Origin of the sequence: Streptomyces sp. CA-179760, from assembly GCF_050937045.1 — a bacterium.
Lineage (GTDB): Bacteria > Actinomycetota > Actinomycetes > Streptomycetales > Streptomycetaceae > Streptomyces.
Window position 1 is genome coordinate 9276711 of the sequence record NZ_JBNJLZ010000001.1, and the last position, 18093, is coordinate 9294803.

The 18093-nt window shown below is 69.9% G+C and carries 12 protein-coding genes and 2 pseudogenes; 8 read left to right on the forward strand and 6 right to left on the reverse strand.

Going from position 1 to position 18093, the window contains the following annotated elements; all coding sequences use genetic code 11:
- Positions 1–77 precede the first annotated feature (77 nt).
- The 3 genes from ACQEV8_RS41920 to ACQEV8_RS41930 all read left to right on the forward strand — a co-directional run bounded on the left by ACQEV8_RS41920 (position 78) and on the right by ACQEV8_RS41930 (position 3002).
- Positions 78–1343, forward strand: a complete 1266-nt coding sequence (locus tag ACQEV8_RS41920) for a glycosyltransferase family 4 protein (RefSeq protein ID WP_432972058.1) — start codon at positions 78–80, stop codon at positions 1341–1343.
- Positions 1340–2152: a transferase gene (locus ACQEV8_RS41925; protein ID WP_432972061.1), complete on the forward strand. Its 813-nt coding sequence runs from the start codon at positions 1340–1342 to the stop codon at positions 2150–2152. Before ACQEV8_RS41920 ends, ACQEV8_RS41925 begins: the two co-directional genes overlap by 4 nt.
- Before the next feature lie 187 nt (positions 2153–2339).
- Positions 2340–3002: a YceI family protein gene (locus ACQEV8_RS41930; protein WP_432972064.1), complete on the forward strand. Its 663-nt coding sequence runs from the start codon at positions 2340–2342 to the stop codon at positions 3000–3002.
- 480 nt (positions 3003–3482) lie between these two features.
- Here the strand turns inward: ACQEV8_RS41930 and ACQEV8_RS41935 are convergent, their stop codons facing one another.
- From ACQEV8_RS41935 to ACQEV8_RS41945, 3 genes are all read right to left on the reverse strand, one after another.
- Positions 3483–4484, reverse strand: a complete 1002-nt coding sequence (locus ACQEV8_RS41935) for an MASE1 domain-containing protein (protein WP_432972067.1) — start codon at positions 4482–4484, stop codon at positions 3483–3485.
- 59 nt (positions 4485–4543) lie between these two features.
- A complete protein-coding gene (locus ACQEV8_RS41940) occupies positions 4544–5374 on the reverse strand; it encodes a PP2C family protein-serine/threonine phosphatase (protein WP_432972070.1) in 831 nt (276 codons plus the stop codon).
- 150 nt (positions 5375–5524) lie between these two features.
- The gene (locus ACQEV8_RS41945; protein ID WP_432972073.1) at positions 5525–6319 is read right to left on the reverse strand and encodes a DUF817 domain-containing protein; all 795 of its coding nucleotides are present in this window, start codon (positions 6317–6319) and stop codon (positions 5525–5527) included.
- Positions 6320–6381: 62 nt separating this feature from the next.
- On the opposite strand from ACQEV8_RS41945, the pseudogene ACQEV8_RS41950 reads away from it, so the two are divergent.
- Positions 6382–7025 (forward strand): annotated as a pseudogene (locus ACQEV8_RS41950) (DUF998 domain-containing protein).
- A gap of 132 nt (positions 7026–7157) precedes the next feature.
- Here the strand turns inward: ACQEV8_RS41950 and ACQEV8_RS41955 are convergent.
- Both ACQEV8_RS41955 and ACQEV8_RS41960 read right to left on the reverse strand, forming a co-directional pair.
- Positions 7158–7436 (reverse strand): hypothetical protein, encoded by a 279-nt coding sequence (locus ACQEV8_RS41955; RefSeq protein WP_432972076.1) that lies wholly within the window; start codon positions 7434–7436, stop codon positions 7158–7160.
- Between the two features lie 173 nt (positions 7437–7609).
- Positions 7610–8281 (reverse strand): pyridoxamine 5'-phosphate oxidase family protein, encoded by a 672-nt coding sequence (locus ACQEV8_RS41960; RefSeq protein ID WP_432972079.1) that lies wholly within the window; start codon positions 8279–8281, stop codon positions 7610–7612.
- A 213-nt stretch (positions 8282–8494) separates the two neighbouring features.
- Between ACQEV8_RS41960 and ACQEV8_RS41965 the strand changes: the two genes are divergently transcribed.
- The gene (locus tag ACQEV8_RS41965; RefSeq protein WP_432972082.1) at positions 8495–8869 is read left to right on the forward strand and encodes a transglycosylase family protein; all 375 of its coding nucleotides are present in this window, start codon (positions 8495–8497) and stop codon (positions 8867–8869) included.
- Positions 8870–8899: 30 nt separating this feature from the next.
- Here ACQEV8_RS41965 and ACQEV8_RS41970 read toward each other — a convergent pair whose 3' ends face one another.
- A complete protein-coding gene (locus tag ACQEV8_RS41970; RefSeq protein WP_432972085.1) occupies positions 8900–10732 on the reverse strand; it encodes a SpoIIE family protein phosphatase in 1833 nt (610 codons plus the stop codon).
- A 163-nt stretch (positions 10733–10895) separates the two neighbouring features.
- Between ACQEV8_RS41970 and ACQEV8_RS41975 the strand changes: the two genes are divergently transcribed.
- The 3 genes and pseudogenes from ACQEV8_RS41975 to tap all read left to right on the forward strand — a co-directional run bounded on the left by ACQEV8_RS41975 (position 10896) and on the right by tap (position 18093).
- Positions 10896–15239, forward strand: coding sequence for a HAMP domain-containing protein (locus ACQEV8_RS41975; protein WP_432972088.1), 4344 nt, complete (start codon positions 10896–10898; stop codon positions 15237–15239).
- Positions 15236–15828: pseudogene (locus ACQEV8_RS41980) on the forward strand (response regulator). Before ACQEV8_RS41975 ends, ACQEV8_RS41980 begins: the two are co-directional and overlap by 4 nt.
- Positions 15829–15975: 147 nt before the next feature.
- Positions 15976–18093, forward strand: coding sequence for a telomere-associated protein Tap (tap, locus tag ACQEV8_RS41985; protein WP_432972091.1), 2118 nt, complete (start codon positions 15976–15978; stop codon positions 18091–18093).

Sequence of the window (18093 nt, forward strand, 5' to 3'; positions counted from 1 at the left end):
CGCCCGCCCTGCCCTGCCACGGCCACAGAGTGGTAACGACGAACAACGCTTCGATCGTTGACGCGGTCTAGGCCACCATGAAGATCTCTTTCCTGATCCACAACGCCTATGGAATCGGAGGCACGATCACCACCACGTTCAACCTGGCCGGGGCGCTAGCCGAGCGGCACGACGTGGAGATCGTCTCCGCGTTACGCCACCGGGAGCACCCCAACCTCACCCCGCATCCCCGGGTGCGGCTGCGGCCGCTGGTGGACCTGCGCAAGGAAGCGGACCATCCGCTGCACCGGAGACCGGCGCGGGTGTACCCGCCCGCCGAGTACCGACACCACCAGTACAGCGAGCTGACCGACCAGCGGATCGGCGAGCACCTCGCCTCGCTCGACGCCGACGTCGTCATCGGCACCCGCCCGGGCCTCAACGTGCACATCGCCCGTCAGGCCCCGCAGCGCGTCCTGCGCGTCGGTCAGGAGCACCTCACGCTGGACAACCACTCCCCGCGGCTGCGCACCGCGCTGCGCCGCGCCTACCGCCGCCTCGACGTCGTCACCACCGTCACGGAAGCGGACGCCGCCGCCTACCGGCGCAAGATGTGGCTGCCCGGCGTCCATGTGGAAGCCCTCCCGAACAGCGTCCCCGACCCCGCGCTGCCTCCCGCCGACGGCACCGCCAAGATCGTGATCGCCGCCGGTCGGCTCGTGCGTGTGAAGCGCTACGACCTCCTCGTCGAGGCGTTCGCCCAGGTCGCCGCCGCGCACCCGGACTGGCAGCTGCGCATCTACGGCAAGGGAGAGGAACAGCCTGCCCTGCGGCAGCTCATCGAACGCCTGGGCCTGTGGAACAACGTGTTCCTGATGGGGGCCGCCACCCCGATGGAGGCCGAATGGGCCAAGGCCTCGATCGCCGCGGCCACGTCCGACTTCGAGCCGTTCGGCATGACGATCGTCGAGGCGATGCGCTGCGGACTGCCTGTCGTCAGCACCGACTGCCCCTACGGCCCCGGCGAGATCATCAAGGACGGAGCCGACGGCCGGCTGGTGCCGGTCGGAGACCGCGACGCGCTCGCCTCGGCCCTGCTGGAACTCGTGGGTGACGACGAACGCCGCCGCCGCATGGGCCGCACCGCCCTGGAGAACGCCCACCGCTTCGCCCCGGACCCCGTCGTCGCACAGGCCGAACGCATCATCGACGAGGCCATGACGGCCAAGAACACGGGCCGGCGGGCCACCGGTCAGCACCGCCGTACGGACAGTCCGCTGGCCGGCCGCGGCCACGCCGCCCGCGACCTCGCCCACACCGCTGCCGCCGGCGCCCTGCGCGCGATACGGAAGGGACAACGATGAGCAAGCACCACCACGACACCCCCGTGCGCACCGACTGCGCCATCGACACGGACGGCCGGATCACCTTCCGCCTGCCCGCTGCCTCGTCCGCCCGCCCCGAGCTGCTCCTGGTGCTGCGCCCCAAGAAGGGCCGTCCAGAGACGACCCGCCACCACTTCGAGCTGGAACCCGACCCGGCGGACGGCACCTGGCACACCGTGCTGGAACCGCACCAAGCCCTCGACGAAGGCCGCTGGGACCTCTTTCTGCTGCCGGAAGCGGGAGCCGGGCGGCAGCGGCTGCGCCCCGGCCTGCGGGACCTGCGCGTCCTCGTCGACGGACACCTCCGCGACCGGCCCTCACCCGTCGCCGTCCGGATCCCGTACGTCACGAAGGACAGCTTCCTCGCCCTGCGGGCATGGCTGCGCACCGCCCACGCCGAGGCCCGCACCATCGACGTCACCGACCGGGCCGTCACGGTCGAGGCCCGTCTGCACGGCGCCAGGCTCCACGAGGACGCCACCGTGCGCCTGCGCCTGCGCGGCAGCGACACGGTACGGAGCCTGAGCCCCCGGATCGCCGAGGACGGCAAGGGCTTCTCCTTCACCGCCGAACGGAAGGACCTGACGGTCGACGGCGGGGGAGCGGGCCGGTTCTGGGACGCCTTCGTCCGGCCCACCGCCGACGCGCGGCCGATCAGGATCGGCCGGCTCCTCGACGACGTGGCGGACCGCAAGCACGTGTACGTCTATCCGGCGATCACCGCGGACGGAACTGCCGCGCGTCCCTACTACACCGTCGACAACGACCTCGCGATCGAGATGACGTAAGCCGAATACCGATATGCCCGAAATGAAATTCCATGGAGTTTCGGGTGGTTATTTCGTCAAAGCGCCGCGACAGGCGTGTGTGGGTTTTGTGCAAAGCGGCGGCAAAAAGGTCACGGGTGCCTTCTCAACAGCCGCAAACCGGAAGGGGACTTGCGGCAATAACCAAACTCAAGTACCTAGATGAATCATGAACCTGTTCAACCGCGTCGTGTCGTCCCGTCGGCAGGCGCCGCCTGTCCCCCCACAGCGCCCGGCCGGCGCACCGGCATCCCCCACTGCCGTGCTGCCGGACCCCCACCTGACGAACCTCACCGGTGAATGGGTCGTGGACCCCGCTCACAGCAGGATCGGCTTCTCCGTCCGGCATGCCATGGTGACCACCGTGCGCGGCTGTTTCCTGGAGTACGAAAGCCGGCTCTACTTCGACGCGCGCGACCCCGCCCGGTCGCGGGCCGACATCACCCTGTTCACCTCCAGCGTCGACACCGGGGTGGAACAGCGCGACGCCCACCTGGTCGGCCGTGACTTCCTGGACGCCGCGGCCTATCCGCGTATGCGCTTCACCAGCACCGGCGTGGAGCAGACGGGCTCGGACCTCTTCCGCATGTCGGGCGAGCTCACCATCAAAGGCGTCTCACGTCCCGTCGTGCTCGATTTGACCTACATCGGACACGTCACCGACCCCTTCGGATACGAAAGGGCCGGATTCGACGGCACCACCACCATCAACCGCTCCGACTGGGGGCTGACGTACAACAGCAGGCTTGCCGAGGGCGGTGCCATGGTGAGCGAGAAGGTGCGTCTGCAGCTCGACATCGCCGCCATCCGCATGGCTCCGTCGGCCGGCTGAGCGTCCGGGCGCGGCCGTGCGGCTCACGACACGGCGTCGGCCCCGGTCACGCTGGGCGCCGGGTCCGATCGGGACGTCCATCCAGGCGCAGGGCCGGGCGGGCCGGTGCACGGCGAACTCCACCGGCCCGCCGCCGCAGTCCAGGGAGATCGTCGTACCGATGTACGAGTCGATGTCGTCGCCGCCGAGCGGGGTGTTCCGGCGTGTGTGGCGAAGGCCGGCGTCCTTCGGGAGGCTCTCCGCGGCCATGATGGTCACCGGCGCGTTCCAGTGGGCGGGCCGGGCGCAGTAGCGGTCGCGGACCAGTCCCAGACCGCGGCGTACCTCCACCCGGGGCACGCGCTCGTCCGACGGGCCGGGGAGGGTCCGTCCGCAGGCCGTCCGGCCGGCCGGTGCGCGGGCGACACCAGCAGCTGCGGCACCTCCACCTCGGCCATGACGCCCACCCTGCGTTCCGGCGACGGCGCGGCCCCGGGGCCGTCACTCGTCCTGCCTCCGCCCGAGCCCGCCCTCCTCCGGAGGGGCACGGCCGTCCGCGGACTCGCCCGCGGTGAGGTGCTCCAGGACCTCGACCAGTTCCTGGCATGCGCGCTCCACTGAACGCCGGGTGTTGATCTGCTCGGTGATCACGGCCGACAGGATGAGCGCCGTGAGGGCCATCGCCCCGTTGAAGGCCTGCAGCTTGAGCATCACCTCCACGCGGCTGAGCCCGTCGAACGGCCCGCTCCCGTCGGTCGCCGCCGCCGTGACCATGATCGAGGCGAAGAGGGCACACAGCATGCTGCCCGCCAGTTGGAAACGCAGCGCAGCCCAGATCAGCAGGGGATAGACGAGGAACAGCAGGCTGAGCCAGCTGTGAGCGGCCAGCGGCACGACACAACAGGCGATCAGCGCCAGGCCCGAGGCCTCCTTCCAGCGCGTCAGAAGCAGGGGCGGGCGGAGGCGGGCCAGCAGGAGCAGCACCGGGGTGATGATCAGCACGCCCATCGCGTCGCCCACCCACCAGGCCAGCCACACGGCCCAGAAGCTCGGCCAGTCGAGCTTCCCCGTGGCGATCAGGAGCCCGGCGCCCACGGTCGAGCTGATCAGCATGGCGGTGAACGCCCCCAGGAACACCAGGGCGAGACCGTCCCGCAGCCGCGCGAGATCGGTCCGGAATCCGGCTTGGCGCAGCAGCAGATACCCGACGACGGGCGCCGCCGTGTTGCCCGCCAGGACGCCGAGCGAGGACGGCGTGAGGGAGGTGATGGACACGATGACCAAGAAGGCGCCCAGGGCGATCCCCGGCCAGCAGCGCAGCCCGAGGATCAGCAGGAAGGCGACCGAGACGCCGGTGGGGGGCCAGATGGGGGTGACGACCGCGCCCTCGACGACCAGCTCCTGCAGCAGGCCCAGCTTCCCCGACACGTAATAGCAGGCGGCGACGGCCAGCGTCTGCAGAGCGAGGACGACCGGCTTGCGCAGATCCTGGCTACCCACCACAGCAGCCATCAGACACCGAGGTCGCCGCGTCGGCGAGGCGGGAGCGGGGCTCTGCGGCCCTATGGCTGAGCGTCCGGCCCGTCGAGGCCGACCACCAGGACGGCGGCGTCGTCGTCGTGCCCCACACGCTCGGCCCCCTTGATCACGGCGGCCGCGAGCGCGTCCACGTCCATGCCCGCCACCGCGGCGATGCCCGCGAGCCGGGTCACCTGGTCCAGTCCCTCCTCGAGCGGCATCGACGGCCCCTCCACGACACCGTCCGTGAGCAGCACGAACACTCCGCCCGTGGTGAGCTCGTACCGGGTCACCGGATACCGCGCCCCCGTCTGGACACCCAGAGGTGGACCGCCCTCGTCCGCGGTGAGTCCGGACTTGCCGTCGGCCGTGGCCCAGATGCAGGGCAGATGTCCCGCCCGCGCGCTCTCCAGCACCCCGGCGCACGGATCGAGCCGCATGAAGGTGCAGGTGGCGAACAGGTCAGAGCGCAGGGACAGCAGCAGATCGTTGGTCCGGGCCAGGACCTCGCCCGGCTCACTGGTGACGGAGGCCAGGGCCCGCAGCCCGGCCCGCACCTGCCCCATGAAGGCGGCCGCCTCGATGTTGTGGCCCTGGACGTCACCGATGGACAGGCCGATACGGCCGTCGCCCAGTGTGAAGGCGTCGTACCAGTCGCCGCCCACGTTGAGGCCCTGGCAGGCGGGGGCGTACCGCACGGCCAGATGCAGCCGCCGGGCGACGGGCAGATCGCGCGGGAGCATGTCGCTCTGCAGCGCGAGGGCCAGCTCGACCCGGGAGCGCTGCATCTCGGCCTGCGCTCGCGCCTGGGCAGTCAGGTCCCCGAGCCTGGTCAGCAGCTCGTCGCCGTCGTCCGTGGTGCCGGTGCGGGACATTGATCACTCCGGCGAGGGTGGTCACGGTCGGTGAAGAACCCTCGGTTGCAAATTACCTCAAATACGTCCATAGGATGATACTCAGTCGAGAGCTCCGGCGACGACTCGCGCACCCGGCAGAGCCGTGCTCCCCGGGCTCGCTCACCGCGCCTACCGGGTCGCCCCGGAGCCCGCGCGCCGACCGACCGCCGCCAGGACGAAGGTCACACTGATCAGCAACGCCCAGGCGCCGAACTTCGCCACCCCCACGGGCTCCCACCCGTGCTCCTGGTACGGATAGCGCCACGCGCCGACCAGAGTGGCCAGATTCTCCGCCACCCACAGGAAGAACCCGATCAGGACGAACGACACGGCCAGCGGCATCTGCCGGCGCACGCCCCGCACCGTGAAGCGCACCGACGTCCTCATCGTGACGGCCACGAGCAGCCCGGCCAGCACCCACCGCACATCGGGCAGCCAGTGATGGCTGAAGAAGTTGACGTAGACCGCCGCGGCCACCGCGGCGGTCGCGCGCGGCCGATAGCGCACGATCTCCAGGTCGAACAGATGCCAGGCACGGCAGATGTAGCTGCCGACAGCCGCGTAGAGAAACCCGCCGTACAGCGGGACACCGGCGAACTTCAGGACGGCCGGCTCCGGGTAGCTCCAGGACCCGAGTGACACCTTCACCAGTTCGAAGGCCAGTCCGATGACATGGCAGACCGCGATGACGGCGACATCCCGCCCGCTCTCCCAGCCACGCATCCAGAACACCAGCGTGAGCAGCACGCCGTAGACCACCAGCAGGTCGTAGCGCGCCACCGGGAGGTGAGGCGGCAGCGCGGACACGGCCACGCCGCACAGCAGCGCGATGGCGAACGCGCAGGCCCGCGTCTGTGTCCAGGCGAAGTCGAGCAGCTGACGCACCGGTGCGGCCCAGGGGCCGGCGAAGCTTGAACGGATCATGGTGCCCTCTAGGACGGGCATCGCACGCCGACCGGTTGCGGCGCCGCTCCCACTCGCCGCTCATGGGGCGAGAAGCCGAAGATCCGCTTTACGGTGTCCTGGTGCGATCTGTTCCGAGATGGGTCCTGTTGTCGTCCGGCTGTGCGCCCGTCGTGCTGATCCTGGGCTGGGCGGTGGCGGCATCCCTGCAAGGCCCCTCCTACGACCCCGCCGCCCAGACGATCAGCGTCCTCGCGGCTCCCGGCGGCTCCAGCTACTGGGTGATGACAGCCGCCTTCATCGCCCTGGGCATCTGCCACCTGCTCACCGCGTGGGGACTGCGCCCGGCCGCGCCCGCGGGACGGGCGGCCCTGGCGGTGGGGGTGTGTCGGCCCTGGCCGTGGCCCTGTTTCCGGCGCCGAGCAACGGCGGCTCTCTCACCCACGGTTCGGTCGCCGTCGTGGGCTTCGTCGTCCTCGCGGTCTGGCCCGTCCTGGCCGCCAGAAGGGGCGACGCCGTGCCCTGGGCTCTACGGCCGTTTCCGTCTCTGGGGGCGACCGTCGTGATGGCGCTGGGCGCGGCGTGGTTCCTGGCCGAACTCCACCAGCGGGGTTCCCTTGGCGCGGCCGAACGCGCGGTGACCACGATCCAGTCGGTCTGGCCTTTCGCCGTGGTCCTGTCCTGCTTCTCCCTCCCCCGGTCCGCGCGCGACGAGTACCGAGGCTGACCTCAGTCCCCGCACACCTTCCGGTACGCCGTCTCCGGTTGTGTACGTCCGCCACCGGGTTGGAGTGTGCCGTTGTCGCCGCCGACGGCGAGGGTGCGGCCGTCGAGGCTGAACGCGAGGGTGCTGAATCTGCTAGCCCGGGACGAGGTCCCGGGCGGTACTCGGCCCGTCAGGCAGCCGGGCCACCCGGTTGTCGCCGACGATCAGCCGCCCGTCGGGGCGTACCACGAGATGAGTGCCGGCCGGCCGGGAATCGGTGACGGCACCGTGGCGCCGTCCGCTGACGGTGTCCCACGCCTCGTTGCTCAGCTCGCCGACGGCAAGCCTGCGCGTGGCGTAAAGGGTGCGGTCGCTGGGGGCCAGGGCGACCGCGACGACCGCCGCGCCGGACGCCGCGGTCGACAGGTCCACGGAGCCGGGGCCCGGCTGCCCGCCGCGGTCGCCGACGCACCCTCCCCCGGGCGTCGGCGGCCGCCTCCCCGTCTCATCCGCACGCGGCGAGTGCCTCGCGCCATGCCGGACTGCCGACGCGGTGATGGCCGAACCGCGCTCAGAGGACTCCCTGAGACGAGGCCGGCGGGCGCTCAGCGGGAAGCCAGCCCCCGCTCCTGGGCCGCCGCCCCGAAGTAGTCGCCGCCCTTGCGTTTGACGTCGTCCGTGCCCCATGCCTGCTCGCCGTCGGCGGCGGAACCGTCCGCCCTGTCGGCGTTCTGCCGCAGTGGCGCTCCGACCAGCCTCGGTATGTGCTTCGAGCAGTGGATGTACGCCTCCTCGACCTCGACCTCCACCCATACATGAGGGCGACGGCCGGGTACCGGATCCACCGGCAGGCCGGGATACCTCTGGCGCATCGCGCCGTCGGTGACCAGCCGCGCCCGGCCGTTGACATGAAGGCCGATACGGTCCCGGGCGAAGTCGATCATCAGCAGGCCGACGTGCGGGTTCTCCCGGATGTTGCCGAGCGAGGCCATGACGCCGTTCCCGCGGTACTCCGGGTAGGCCAGGAGTACTTCATCGAGTACCTGGAGAAAGCCGGGCGGGCCGGCCCGGAAGGTGCTGTCGCACTCTCCGTGGCTGTCCGAGGTCGCGAGGAAGAACATCTCCTGGCGGGCCACGAACTCCCGCATGCGTGGATTGAGCCGGTCCAGCACCTGCTCGTCGTAGAACCGGTCAGCGCGGCCGACGGTGCCCAACTCACGTTGGATCTGGTGCTCGCCCTGACTTCCGGGCCGGTCCGCCCGCTCATCCTGGTGCAACGGTCCTCCTGACGGTTCACCTCGGCGCAGGTGACTGAATCAGCCATCTGCCAGGCCGAAAAAGCACCACCGGCCATGCAGGAGAGGGTAGAGCAGTCGCTCGTACGGCACTTCGGGGGACGGCAACGAGGCCGCAGCGGAGCTGCCTTCTTTTGGCGTAGGAGTTCATGTTCTCAATTCGCCACTTATGTGACGCGGTGCAACGGTCTACATATGATTTCGTCACAGAACGCTGAAACGGTCAGAACGCGCGACTGTCGCCGCCGCAGGGCGAGTCCGGCATTCGTAGTCTTCGCGGCCGCCTTGATACTGGGCGTTGCCACCCGAGCGGAGGCCGTGCCGTCCGCTCGATTCGGGCCTGACTGGGACGCCATCGCCGCGTGCGAGTCCGGTGGGAACTGGAAGGCGAACACCGGCAACGGCCACTACGGCGGCCTGCAGTTCACCCAGTCCAGCTGGGTGGCCGCCGGGGGACGGAAGTTCGCCCCGCGCGCCGACCTCGCCACCCGCAAGGAACAGATCGCTGTGGCCAGGCGTCTGGCCGCGCTGCAGGGGATGTCCGCGTGGTCCTGCGCGCGGGTGAAGTAGCGCGACGGCAGCTCTGCGGAACAGGAGCCCCTACGAGGGCGACCCAAGAGGCTGGCTGGTCGTGATGGTTCCCGCGCTCCCGAGCACCGGCACTGCTTCGAGCACGAGTATGGCGATGTCGTCGGCGATGGGCTGAGTGCTGAAGTCGTGGGTGGTCTGGCGGATGCGCTCGGCGATGGCCTTGGCGCCGAGCCCGGTGCAGGTGGCGAGTATGCGGGCGAGGCCGTTGTTGTCGTCGAGTTGTTGGGTGCCGTTGCGGCGTTCGGTGACGCCGTCGGTGACACAGAGCAGGGTTTCGCCTGGTGTCAGGGTGATGGTGTCGGCGTGGTAGCTGGCGTGTTCCTCGACGCCGAGGAGTATTTGGGGGCGGGCGGCGGATGTCACCGTGCCGTTGGTCGTCAGATGCAGGGGCGGCGGGTGTCCGGCGCTGGCGATGGTGCATCGGGTGCTGCCGGTGGCGGCGTCGGGTTCGAGTTCTCCGTAGAGCAGGCTGAGCAGGCGGGGGCCTTCGTGTTCGCCGCGGGGTGCGGCGGCTTCGGTGGCTTCCTCGGCCATCGCGCGGTTGAGGCGGTTGAGAAGGGTCTCGACGCCGTGGCCCTCGCGCGCGAGAAGCCGTACGAGGTGACGGGCGAGACCGGTGACGGACATGGCTTCCATGTCGTGGCCGGAGACGTCGCCGAGGAGGAAGCACCACCGGTGGCGCCCCATGGGGAACAGGTCGTAGAAGTCACCGCCGACGGTCTGGCCCTCCGCCCAGGGCTCGTAGACGATCGCCGTGTCGATGCCGGGCATGGCAGCGAGCGAGGTGGGCAGCTGCCGGCGCTGGAGTGTGCGGCTGATGGTCGCCTGGCGGGTGTAGTGGCGGGCGGTGACCACCGCCTGGGCCGTGCGGCGGGCGACGTCTTCGACGAGCCGTACGACAGTGTCGGTCAGTTCGGGTTGCCCTGCCTGGCCGATGAGGAGCGTGCCGTGGTAGCGGCCGCCCGCGACGAGGGGGAAGGCCAGGGCTGAGCCGCCTGAGTTGTGAGTGGTTTCGCCTTCGGGCCAGGGCCAGGGGAGACCGCTCGTGCTGAGGGCGGCGCTCGGGGGATCCTTCTCCAGGGACCGGCGCAGGGTGCGGATGCGCTGTTCGTCGGTGTGCCAGACGCGGGAGAGCCTCAGGCCGGCGTGGTCGGTGGTGAGCCATATGCCGCACCAGTCGGCGAGCCTGGGGACCAGGAGCTGTCCGGCGAGGGCGGCGACCATGTCCTCGTCCAGCTGTCCGGCGAGGAGCTCTCCGGCCTCGGCGAGGAACCACTGTCCTTCGCGTTCGGCCCACTGGGCTCTGTGGCCGGGGTGCCCGCGCGGCAGGGTGGGCTCCGGGGGAGGCGGCGGGCGGCGGTCGACCTCGACCGGGAGACCGGCGACGCGGCGCTCGGGGTCGGCCGGCGGGGGCGCCGACGTCGCGCATTCCAGGCGGACCCACGTGGCTTTCCCGTCGCGACGGCAGGTCACGCCCCAGGACTCGGCCAGTGTGTGCATGAGCTGCCGGCGGTAACCGTGCACGGGGCTGTGAGGGCTTGTGCTGCCGCTGGGACGGCGAGCGGGTCCGTGCTCCAGTACCTCGACCACGACACCCACCCAGCCGGCCTCGGCACCGGTCTGCGCGTCCCCGGTCTCGAGGTGGCAGGCCACTTCGAGACCGGACCCGGCGTGTGCGGCGGCGTTGGTGACGAGTTCGCCGGCGAGGAGCACGGCATCGTCGACGGACCGGTCGCTGATCACCGGCGCCTCGGGGTAGTGGGGCGCGGTTCGCTCGGTGAGTGCGGCACGCACGAACTTGCGTGCCGCCGCGGCCGCGAGTTCGTTGGCGGGTACATGCATTCGTGCTGGTGCTGTCGAACGCGGGCCGAAGGCCCGTCGTGTCTGCGACCCCGCTTGTGGCCTCACGGCATCCCCTGCCCAGCTCACTGCGGACCAGTACAGGACGAATGTAGCCTAAATGGTGACTGGTCATATTTTTTTGTGCCAAGAGAAGTGTGTTGCCATGGATTCTGTCGCTCGCTCTGAACTCGTTGGCACTGAGCCGGAATCCGGGGAGCGGCAGCCCGCTGCACCCCGTTCCGCGGACGTGGGACGGCCTGCGCCCGGCCCGGGGGGTGAGTGGGTGAATACCGCCGAGCTGCGTCCGCTGCTGGCGGCCATGAGTTCTCTGTGCGACGGTGATTTCACGGTACGTATGGGTAACGTGCCCGAAGGGATCCTCGCGGAGCTGGCGGGCAAGTTCGACCAGATCACCACACGGAACGCGCACCTGGCTTCGGAGCTGGAGCGAGTACGCCGCGAGGTGGGCCGGCAGGGACGGCTGGACGAGCGGCTGGGGGCGAGTCCCGGGGCGGGCGGATGGACGACGAGCGTGGACGCCGCCAACGCGCTGCTGGAAGCAATGTCCGTCCCGATCGTGAATGCCACGCGCGTCCTGGACGCGGTCGCCGACGGTGATCTGACGCAGCGCGCCGAGCTGCACGACGGCAGGCGCCAGCTCCGCGGTGACCTGCGGCGCCTGGGGCGCGGGGTGAACCGGATGGTGGAGCAGCTGTCGCTGTTCACCGGCGAGCTGACCCGGGTCTCCCGGGAGGTCGGGACGGAGGGCCGTCTCGGCGGGCGTGCCACGGTCCAGGGCCTGGCCGGTGACTGGCGCTACGTGACCGAGGCGGTCAACACGATGGCGTCCCGGCTGACCGCCCAGGTGCGCGACATCGCGGTGGTGACCACGGCGGTCGCGCGGGGTGATCTGACCCGGCAGGTCACGGTGGAGGCGACCGGCGAGCTGCTGGAACTGAAGCTGACCGTGAACACGATGGTCGACCAGCTGCGGGCGTTCGCCGACGAGGTCACCCGGGTCTCGCGGGAGGTCGGCACGGAGGGACAACTGGGCGGCCGGGCGCAGGTACCGGGCGTGTCCGGGGTCTGGAAGGACCTCACGGACAACGTCAACTTCATGGCGTCGAACTTGACCTCGCAGGTCCGCAACATCGCCCAGGTGACCACGGCGGTCGCCACCGGTGATCTGAGCCAGAAGATCACGGTGGACGCCCGGGGCGAGATCCTGCAGCTGAAGCTGACCGTGAACACGATGGTCGACCAGCTGTCGGCGTTCGCGGGCGAGGTCACCCGGGTCGCCCGCGAGGTCGGCACCGAGGGCCGTCTCGGCGGCCGGGCCCAGGTCCGCGGGGTGTCGGGAGTGTGGAAGGACCTCACCGAGAACGTCAACTTCATGGCGGACAACCTGACCTCGCAGGTCCGCAACATCGCTCAGGTGGCCACGGCCGTCGCCCAGGGCGATCTGGGCAAGACGATCACGGTGGAGGCCAAGGGCGAGATCCTGGAGCTGAAGTCGACGATCAACACGATGGTCGACCAGCTGTCGGCGTTCGCGGGCGAGGTCACCCGGGTCGCCCGCGAGGTGGGCACGGAGGGCAACCTGGGCGGGCAGGCCCAGGTCCGCGGGGTGTCGGGGGTGTGGAAGGAGCTGACGGACAACGTCAACTTCATGGCGTCGAACCTGACCTCGCAGGTTCGCAACATCGCCCAGGTGACGACGTCGGTCGCCACCGGTGATCTGAGTCAGAAGATCACGGTGGACGCCCGGGGCGAGATCCTGCAGCTGAAGGAGACCGTGAACACGATGGTCGACCAGCTGCGGGCGTTCGCCGACGAGGTCACCCGGGTCGCCCGCGAGGTCGGCACCGAGGGGCGCCTGGGCGGCCGGGCCCAGGTCCGCGGGGCGTCGGGGGTGTGGAAGGACCTCACGGACAACGTCAACTTCATGGCGTACAACCTGACCTCGCAGGTCCGCAACATCGCTCAGGTCGCCACGGCCGTCGCCCAGGGCGATCTGTCGAAGAAGATCGACGTGGACGCGCGCGGCGAGATCCTGGAGCTGAAGACCACCATCAACACGATGGTCGACACGCTCTCCTCGTTCTCCTCCGAGGTCACCCGCGTGGCCCGCGAGGTCGGCAGCGAGGGGCAGCTGGGCGGCCAGGCGCGTGTCGAGGGCGTCTACGGCACCTGGAAGCGCCTGACGACGAACGTCAACGAACTGGCGCTGAATCTCACCACCCAGGTCCGGGCGATCGCGGAGGTGGCCAGCGCGGTCACCCAGGGCGACATGTCCCGCGCCATCACGGTCGAGGCCCAGGGTGAGGTCGCCGAACTGAAGGACAACATCAACCTCATGGTCTCCAACCTCCGCGAGACCACCCGCGCCAAGGACTGGCTGGAGTCGAACCTGACCCGTATGGCCGGGCTCATGCAGGGCCACCGCGACCTGGTGGAGGTCGCCGACCTGATCCTGCGCGAGCTGACCCCGCTGCTGAACGCACAGTTCGGTGCGTTCTTCCTGGCCGAGGCGGGGGCGCCGCCCGGCGAGGGCCTGCAGTTCATCGCCGGGTACGGCACCGACCAGGCCGGCGGGGGCAATCCGCTGCCGGGCTCCGGGACCCCTGGCCGCGGGCTGATCGCGCAGGCCGCGCAGGAGAAGAAGCGCATCCTCATCACGGATGTCCCGCCCGACTACATCACCATCAACTCCGGGCTGGGCACGGCCCGTCCGGCCAGCATCGTCATCCTGCCCATCCTCTTCGAGGACCAGGTGCTCGGAGTGATCGAGCTGGCCTCGCTCAGCAAGTTCAACGATGTGCACCTGGCCTTCATCGACCAGTTCGTCAACACGATCGGCGTCTCGACCAACACGATCATCGCCAACTCCCGTACGGAGTCGCTGCTTTCGGAGTCCCAGCGGCTCACCTCCGAGCTGCGTGAGCGGTCCGACGAACTACAGCGCTCCAACGCCGAACTCGAGGAGAAGGCCGCACTGCTGGCGACCGCCTCGCAGTACAAGTCGGAGTTCCTGGCGAACATGTCGCACGAACTGCGCACGCCGCTGAACTCGCTGCTGATCCTGGCCCGGCTGCTCGCCGACAACCCCGACGGCCATCTGGCCGAACAGGAGGTGCAGTTCGCGACCACCATCTACCGCTCCGGCTCGGACCTGCTGCAGCTGATCAGCGACATCCTGGACCTGTCGAAGATCGAGGCCGGGCGGATGGACGTGCGTCCCAAGACCCTCCCGCTGATCAAGCTGCTCGACTACGTCCACGCGACCTTCCGGCCGCTGACCATCGACCGCGGGCTGGGCTTCGAGATCGCGGTCGAGAAGGACGTACCGGGCGAGCTGTACTCCGACGAGCAGCGTCTTCAGCAGGTGCTGCGCAACCTGCTGTCCAACGCGGTGAAGTTCACCCATGACGGCCATGTGGAGCTGCGCGTCAGCCGGGTGCTGGGCATGCGCTTCACCGAGGAGACGCTCAAGAACGCCGCAGCCGTCATCGCGTTCTCCGTGAAGGACACCGGAATCGGCATCGCCGCCGAGAAGCTTCCGATGATCTTCGAAGCGTTCCAGCAGTCGGAGGGCACCACCAACCGCAAGTACGGAGGCACCGGCCTCGGTCTGTCCATCAGCCGGGAGATCGCCGGAATGCTCGGCGGCAAGATCGTCGCCGAGAGCGAGCCGGGCGTGGGCTCCCGCTTCACCCTCTACATCCCCGCCCTTCACCCGGGCGCCACCGCGGTGCAGGGCCCCGCGGACCTGCGCACCGTCGGCACCGCGCCCGCCCTTCCCCCGGAACCGGGCCCGCCGCCGGCCGCCGCCGGGGACACCTCACCCGAGCACATGCTCGACGCCACGGAAGCCCTCCAGCCCGACACGACGTCCCCCCATCGCCTGCCCGACGACCTGACGAGCGACGGCCAGACCACCGAACCCGCCAACGGCCGCGAGGACACCTGGCCGGAGACCACCCGGCTCAAGGAATGGCTCAGCGGCCGCCCCGGCCGCGTCCTGGCGGGGCGCCGCATCCTCATCGTCGACGACGACATCCGCAATGTCTTCGCCCTCACCCACGCGCTGGGCCGGGTCGGCATCACCGTGCGGTACGCGGAGAACGGCCGGGAAGGCCTCGAAGTCCTGGAACGCGCCGCTGACGTCTCCGTGGTCCTGATGGACATCATGATGCCCGAAATGGATGGATACGAGACCATCCGCGCCATCCGGGACACCCCTCGCCTCGCCCACCTGCCGATCATCGCCCTCACCGCCAAGGCCATGCCCCAGGACCGCGACAAGGCGATCGACAGCGGCGCCAACGACTACGTGCCCAAACCGGTCAACATCGACCGCCTGCTCTCCGCGATCTGCGACCTGCTCGACCCGCCCACCGATCCGCCGCCACCCTCGACCGCACCGGACCCGGACACCGCCGACGCCCCCGAATCACCCCCACCAGTCCCCGGCACCGCCGACGATCCGCCCGAGGACGCACGATGAACACCAACCTGGCCAACCCGTGCAGCATCCTCATCGTCGACGACATGGAGGAGAACCTCATCGCCTTCGAAGCCGTACTCGGCCCACTGCACCAGCACCTGGTCCGCGCACGCTCAGGAGAACAAGCCCTGAAAGCCATGCTGCGCCAGGAGTTCGCCGTCGTCCTCCTCGACGTCCGCATGCCCGGCATGGACGGCTTCGAGACCGCAGCCAACATCAAACGCCTCGACCAGACCAAAGACGTCCCCATCATCCTGGTGACCGGCACCGAAGGCGGCGCCGACTACGCCTACCGGGGTACGCCATCGGCGCCGCCGATTTCATCGCCAAACCGGTCGACCCATGGGTCCTGCGCACCAAGGTCACCGTGTTCCTCGATCTGCACCGCAAGACCCGCCAGTTGGCGATGCGCGCCACCGGCCCGGACACGAGCCGGCTCACAGAGATCACCCAACAGCTCGCCGAGATCAAACTGCTCCTGCGCAACAGCCCGGAAGCCGAACCCGGCATGGCAGCACTCGCCGACCGCGTCGCAGAGGTGGAGCGCGCCGTGGGAACCATCCTCTCGGGCCGCAGCCCCACTGAGTAGCTGCATTCGGCTGCCGCCGTCACGTACGCACGGGGGGGGGGGGGGGGGGGGGGGGGGGGGGGCGGAGCCGACCCCTGATTGGGTTAAAGAAGCAGGTTAAATGACGAGGTAAGGGTTGCTAGGGTGGCCATGCGAAGGGAGATCCGCATGGCCACCGAGGAAGAGCTGTTCGCGTCCGTCGACGCGCTGCTGGAAGAGGAGCCGCAGCTCCCGCCTCCGGCGGAACGCGCCCGGCTGCGCGAGGCCGCCGGTATCACCCAGGCCCGTCTCGCTGTCGCGTTGAAGACGTCGACGCAGACGGTGAAGAACTACGAGAACGGCAGGAGTGAGCCGAAGCCGCCGCGTTTGGAGGCGTATCGGCGTTTGCTGGACGGCTGGGCGGTGAAGTATCCCGCTCACGGTACTCCGAGTGCCCCGGCTGTCACGCCGCCGCAGCCGGAGACACCGGCCAGGCTCACTGGCACGCCCGCCTCAGCGCCCGGGAGCGCCGTGCCGGTGGAGACACCCGCCGTCGAGGCCGCGCCCGTTGCGCATCGCAACGCCGGTCCGGCCGGCCGTCCGGTGACGTCGTCGCGGCGCGCGGCCGCGCAAGCTCCGAAGGCCGCCGCCGATGCCGCTTACCCGCATGGCCCGCTGGCTGTCCTGGATGGCGACGGCTGCGCATACGGCGTCGACGGGATCGTGCTGGACTGCCCCGCTTCCACCATCGCGGAGTTGGTGGAGTGGACGCTGCGCGAGTCCGGGCTCGGCGCGTCCAGACTGCACCGCAGCGGCCGTGACGCCGACCCGCTGATCGTGCTCACCGCGGCCGCCGCCGTGAAGCTCGGGCTGCCCGAGCGGTTGGAGGACCGCCGGGGTCTGCGGCTGGCTGAAGATCATCCGGTCGTCAAGGAGGTCACCAGGGCGAAGTGGAAGCTGACGAAGCGTGGGTTCGGCCCGTGGGCCCGCGTGTACCGCCCGGCCCAGGGAAGTCAGCGCCAGTGCGTGCAGTTCGCGGTCCTGCCCTGGGACGCCCTCGACGAGCGGTCCTGGCCAGGTGTCGCGGACTTGGAGCCGGCCGGCATCGCCCGCGTCCTCGGGGTGTACGCGCGGCGGGTCGTCACTCCGCGCGGCTCGACGGCCGTGTCGGGCCTGGAGTTGATGACGGCGCTGCGCCCGCCCACTCGCGCGGTGCAGGACCGTACGACCGGCCAGTGGAGCGCGGGCCGCAATCCCGGCTCGCTCGGCACGGAACCGGTCGACCCGGCCCCGCCGGAATGCGTCCCCGAACACCCTCTGGTCGTGCACGGCGGCTGGCAGGGAGGCTTCCTCGACGAGGAGGCCTATCAGTGGGTGCGCGACGTCAACCTGCTCACGGGGGAGGAGGTGTCCCTGCCCTGGGCACTCGGTCTCGACCTGAACACCGCCTTCCTCGCCTCCGCGGGCCGCCTGGTGGTCGGCCTTTCGGCCCCGGACCACTTCCGTGCCCCGAAGTTCAACCCGAAGATTCCGGGCTCCTGGCTGGTGGACCTCTCGCACGTTGAGCTGGACCCGCGTCTGCCCAGCCCGTTCACGCCGTCCGGTCTGCCTCCCACGGGTCCGGCTTGGTACCAGACGCACACTGTCGCCTACGCGCAGGAACTCGGTTACAACGTCGAGCCGTTGGAGGCGTATCTGAGGCGGGAGACCGGGGCGTTCCTGGACCCGTGGCATGATCGGTTGCGGACTGCGTATGTCGACACGATGGCGGACCTGGGTGTCACCCGGGATCTCGATGACCGGGCGTTTCTGGCGGCGATGGAGCGGCACAGGACGGCTGATCCGGCTCTGACCGCCGTGCTGGCCGCGATCAAGGCCACGGTGAAGGGCGGGATCGGCAAGCTCCGCGAGCGGCCGCAGGGCAAGGAGTACCGGGAGGGTGATGCGTGGCCGGCGATGGAGCGCCCGACGTGGCGTCCGGACATCCGTGCCGCGGTCATTTCCAAGGCGCGGGTCAACATGCACCGCAAGCTGCTGAACATGGCCAGGATGACGGGCCTGTACCCGCTGGCGGTGCTGTCCGACTGCGTGGTCTACCCCTCGCCGTCCCGCTCACCGATCGACATCATCCCCTACAGCGCATCGGGCAAGCCCATCCCCGGCACCTTCCGTCTCGGGCCCACCCCGGGCCTGGCGAAGTTCGAGGGTGTCCAGGAGATGTCCTGGGCGGTCGATGCGATGGAAGCGGGCTACAACCCCGCCCGGCACATCAAGGGCGGCGACGCCGTCCTGGAAGAAGGGGAGTGA

What these genes read in the sequence shown, in the direction of transcription:
- ACQEV8_RS41930 (WP_432972064.1), top strand. Translation starts at nt 2,340, where the DNA reads ATGAACCTGTTCAACCGCGTCGTGTCGTCCCGTCGGCAGGCGCCGCCT.
- ACQEV8_RS41965 (WP_432972082.1), top strand. Translation starts at nt 8,495, where the DNA reads ATGATTTCGTCACAGAACGCTGAAACGGTCAGAACGCGCGACTGTCGC.
- ACQEV8_RS41970 (WP_432972085.1), bottom strand. Translation starts at nt 10,732, where the DNA reads ATGCATGTACCCGCCAACGAACTCGCGGCCGCGGCGGCACGCAAGTTC.
- tap (WP_432972091.1), top strand. Translation starts at nt 15,976, where the DNA reads ATGGCCACCGAGGAAGAGCTGTTCGCGTCCGTCGACGCGCTGCTGGAA.
- ACQEV8_RS41975 (WP_432972088.1), top strand. Translation starts at nt 10,896, where the DNA reads ATGGATTCTGTCGCTCGCTCTGAACTCGTTGGCACTGAGCCGGAATCC.
- ACQEV8_RS41925 (WP_432972061.1), top strand. Translation starts at nt 1,340, where the DNA reads ATGAGCAAGCACCACCACGACACCCCCGTGCGCACCGACTGCGCCATC.
- ACQEV8_RS41945 (WP_432972073.1), bottom strand. Translation starts at nt 6,319, where the DNA reads ATGATCCGTTCAAGCTTCGCCGGCCCCTGGGCCGCACCGGTGCGTCAG.
- ACQEV8_RS41920 (WP_432972058.1), top strand. Translation starts at nt 78, where the DNA reads ATGAAGATCTCTTTCCTGATCCACAACGCCTATGGAATCGGAGGCACG.
- ACQEV8_RS41940 (WP_432972070.1), bottom strand. Translation starts at nt 5,374, where the DNA reads ATGTCCCGCACCGGCACCACGGACGACGGCGACGAGCTGCTGACCAGG.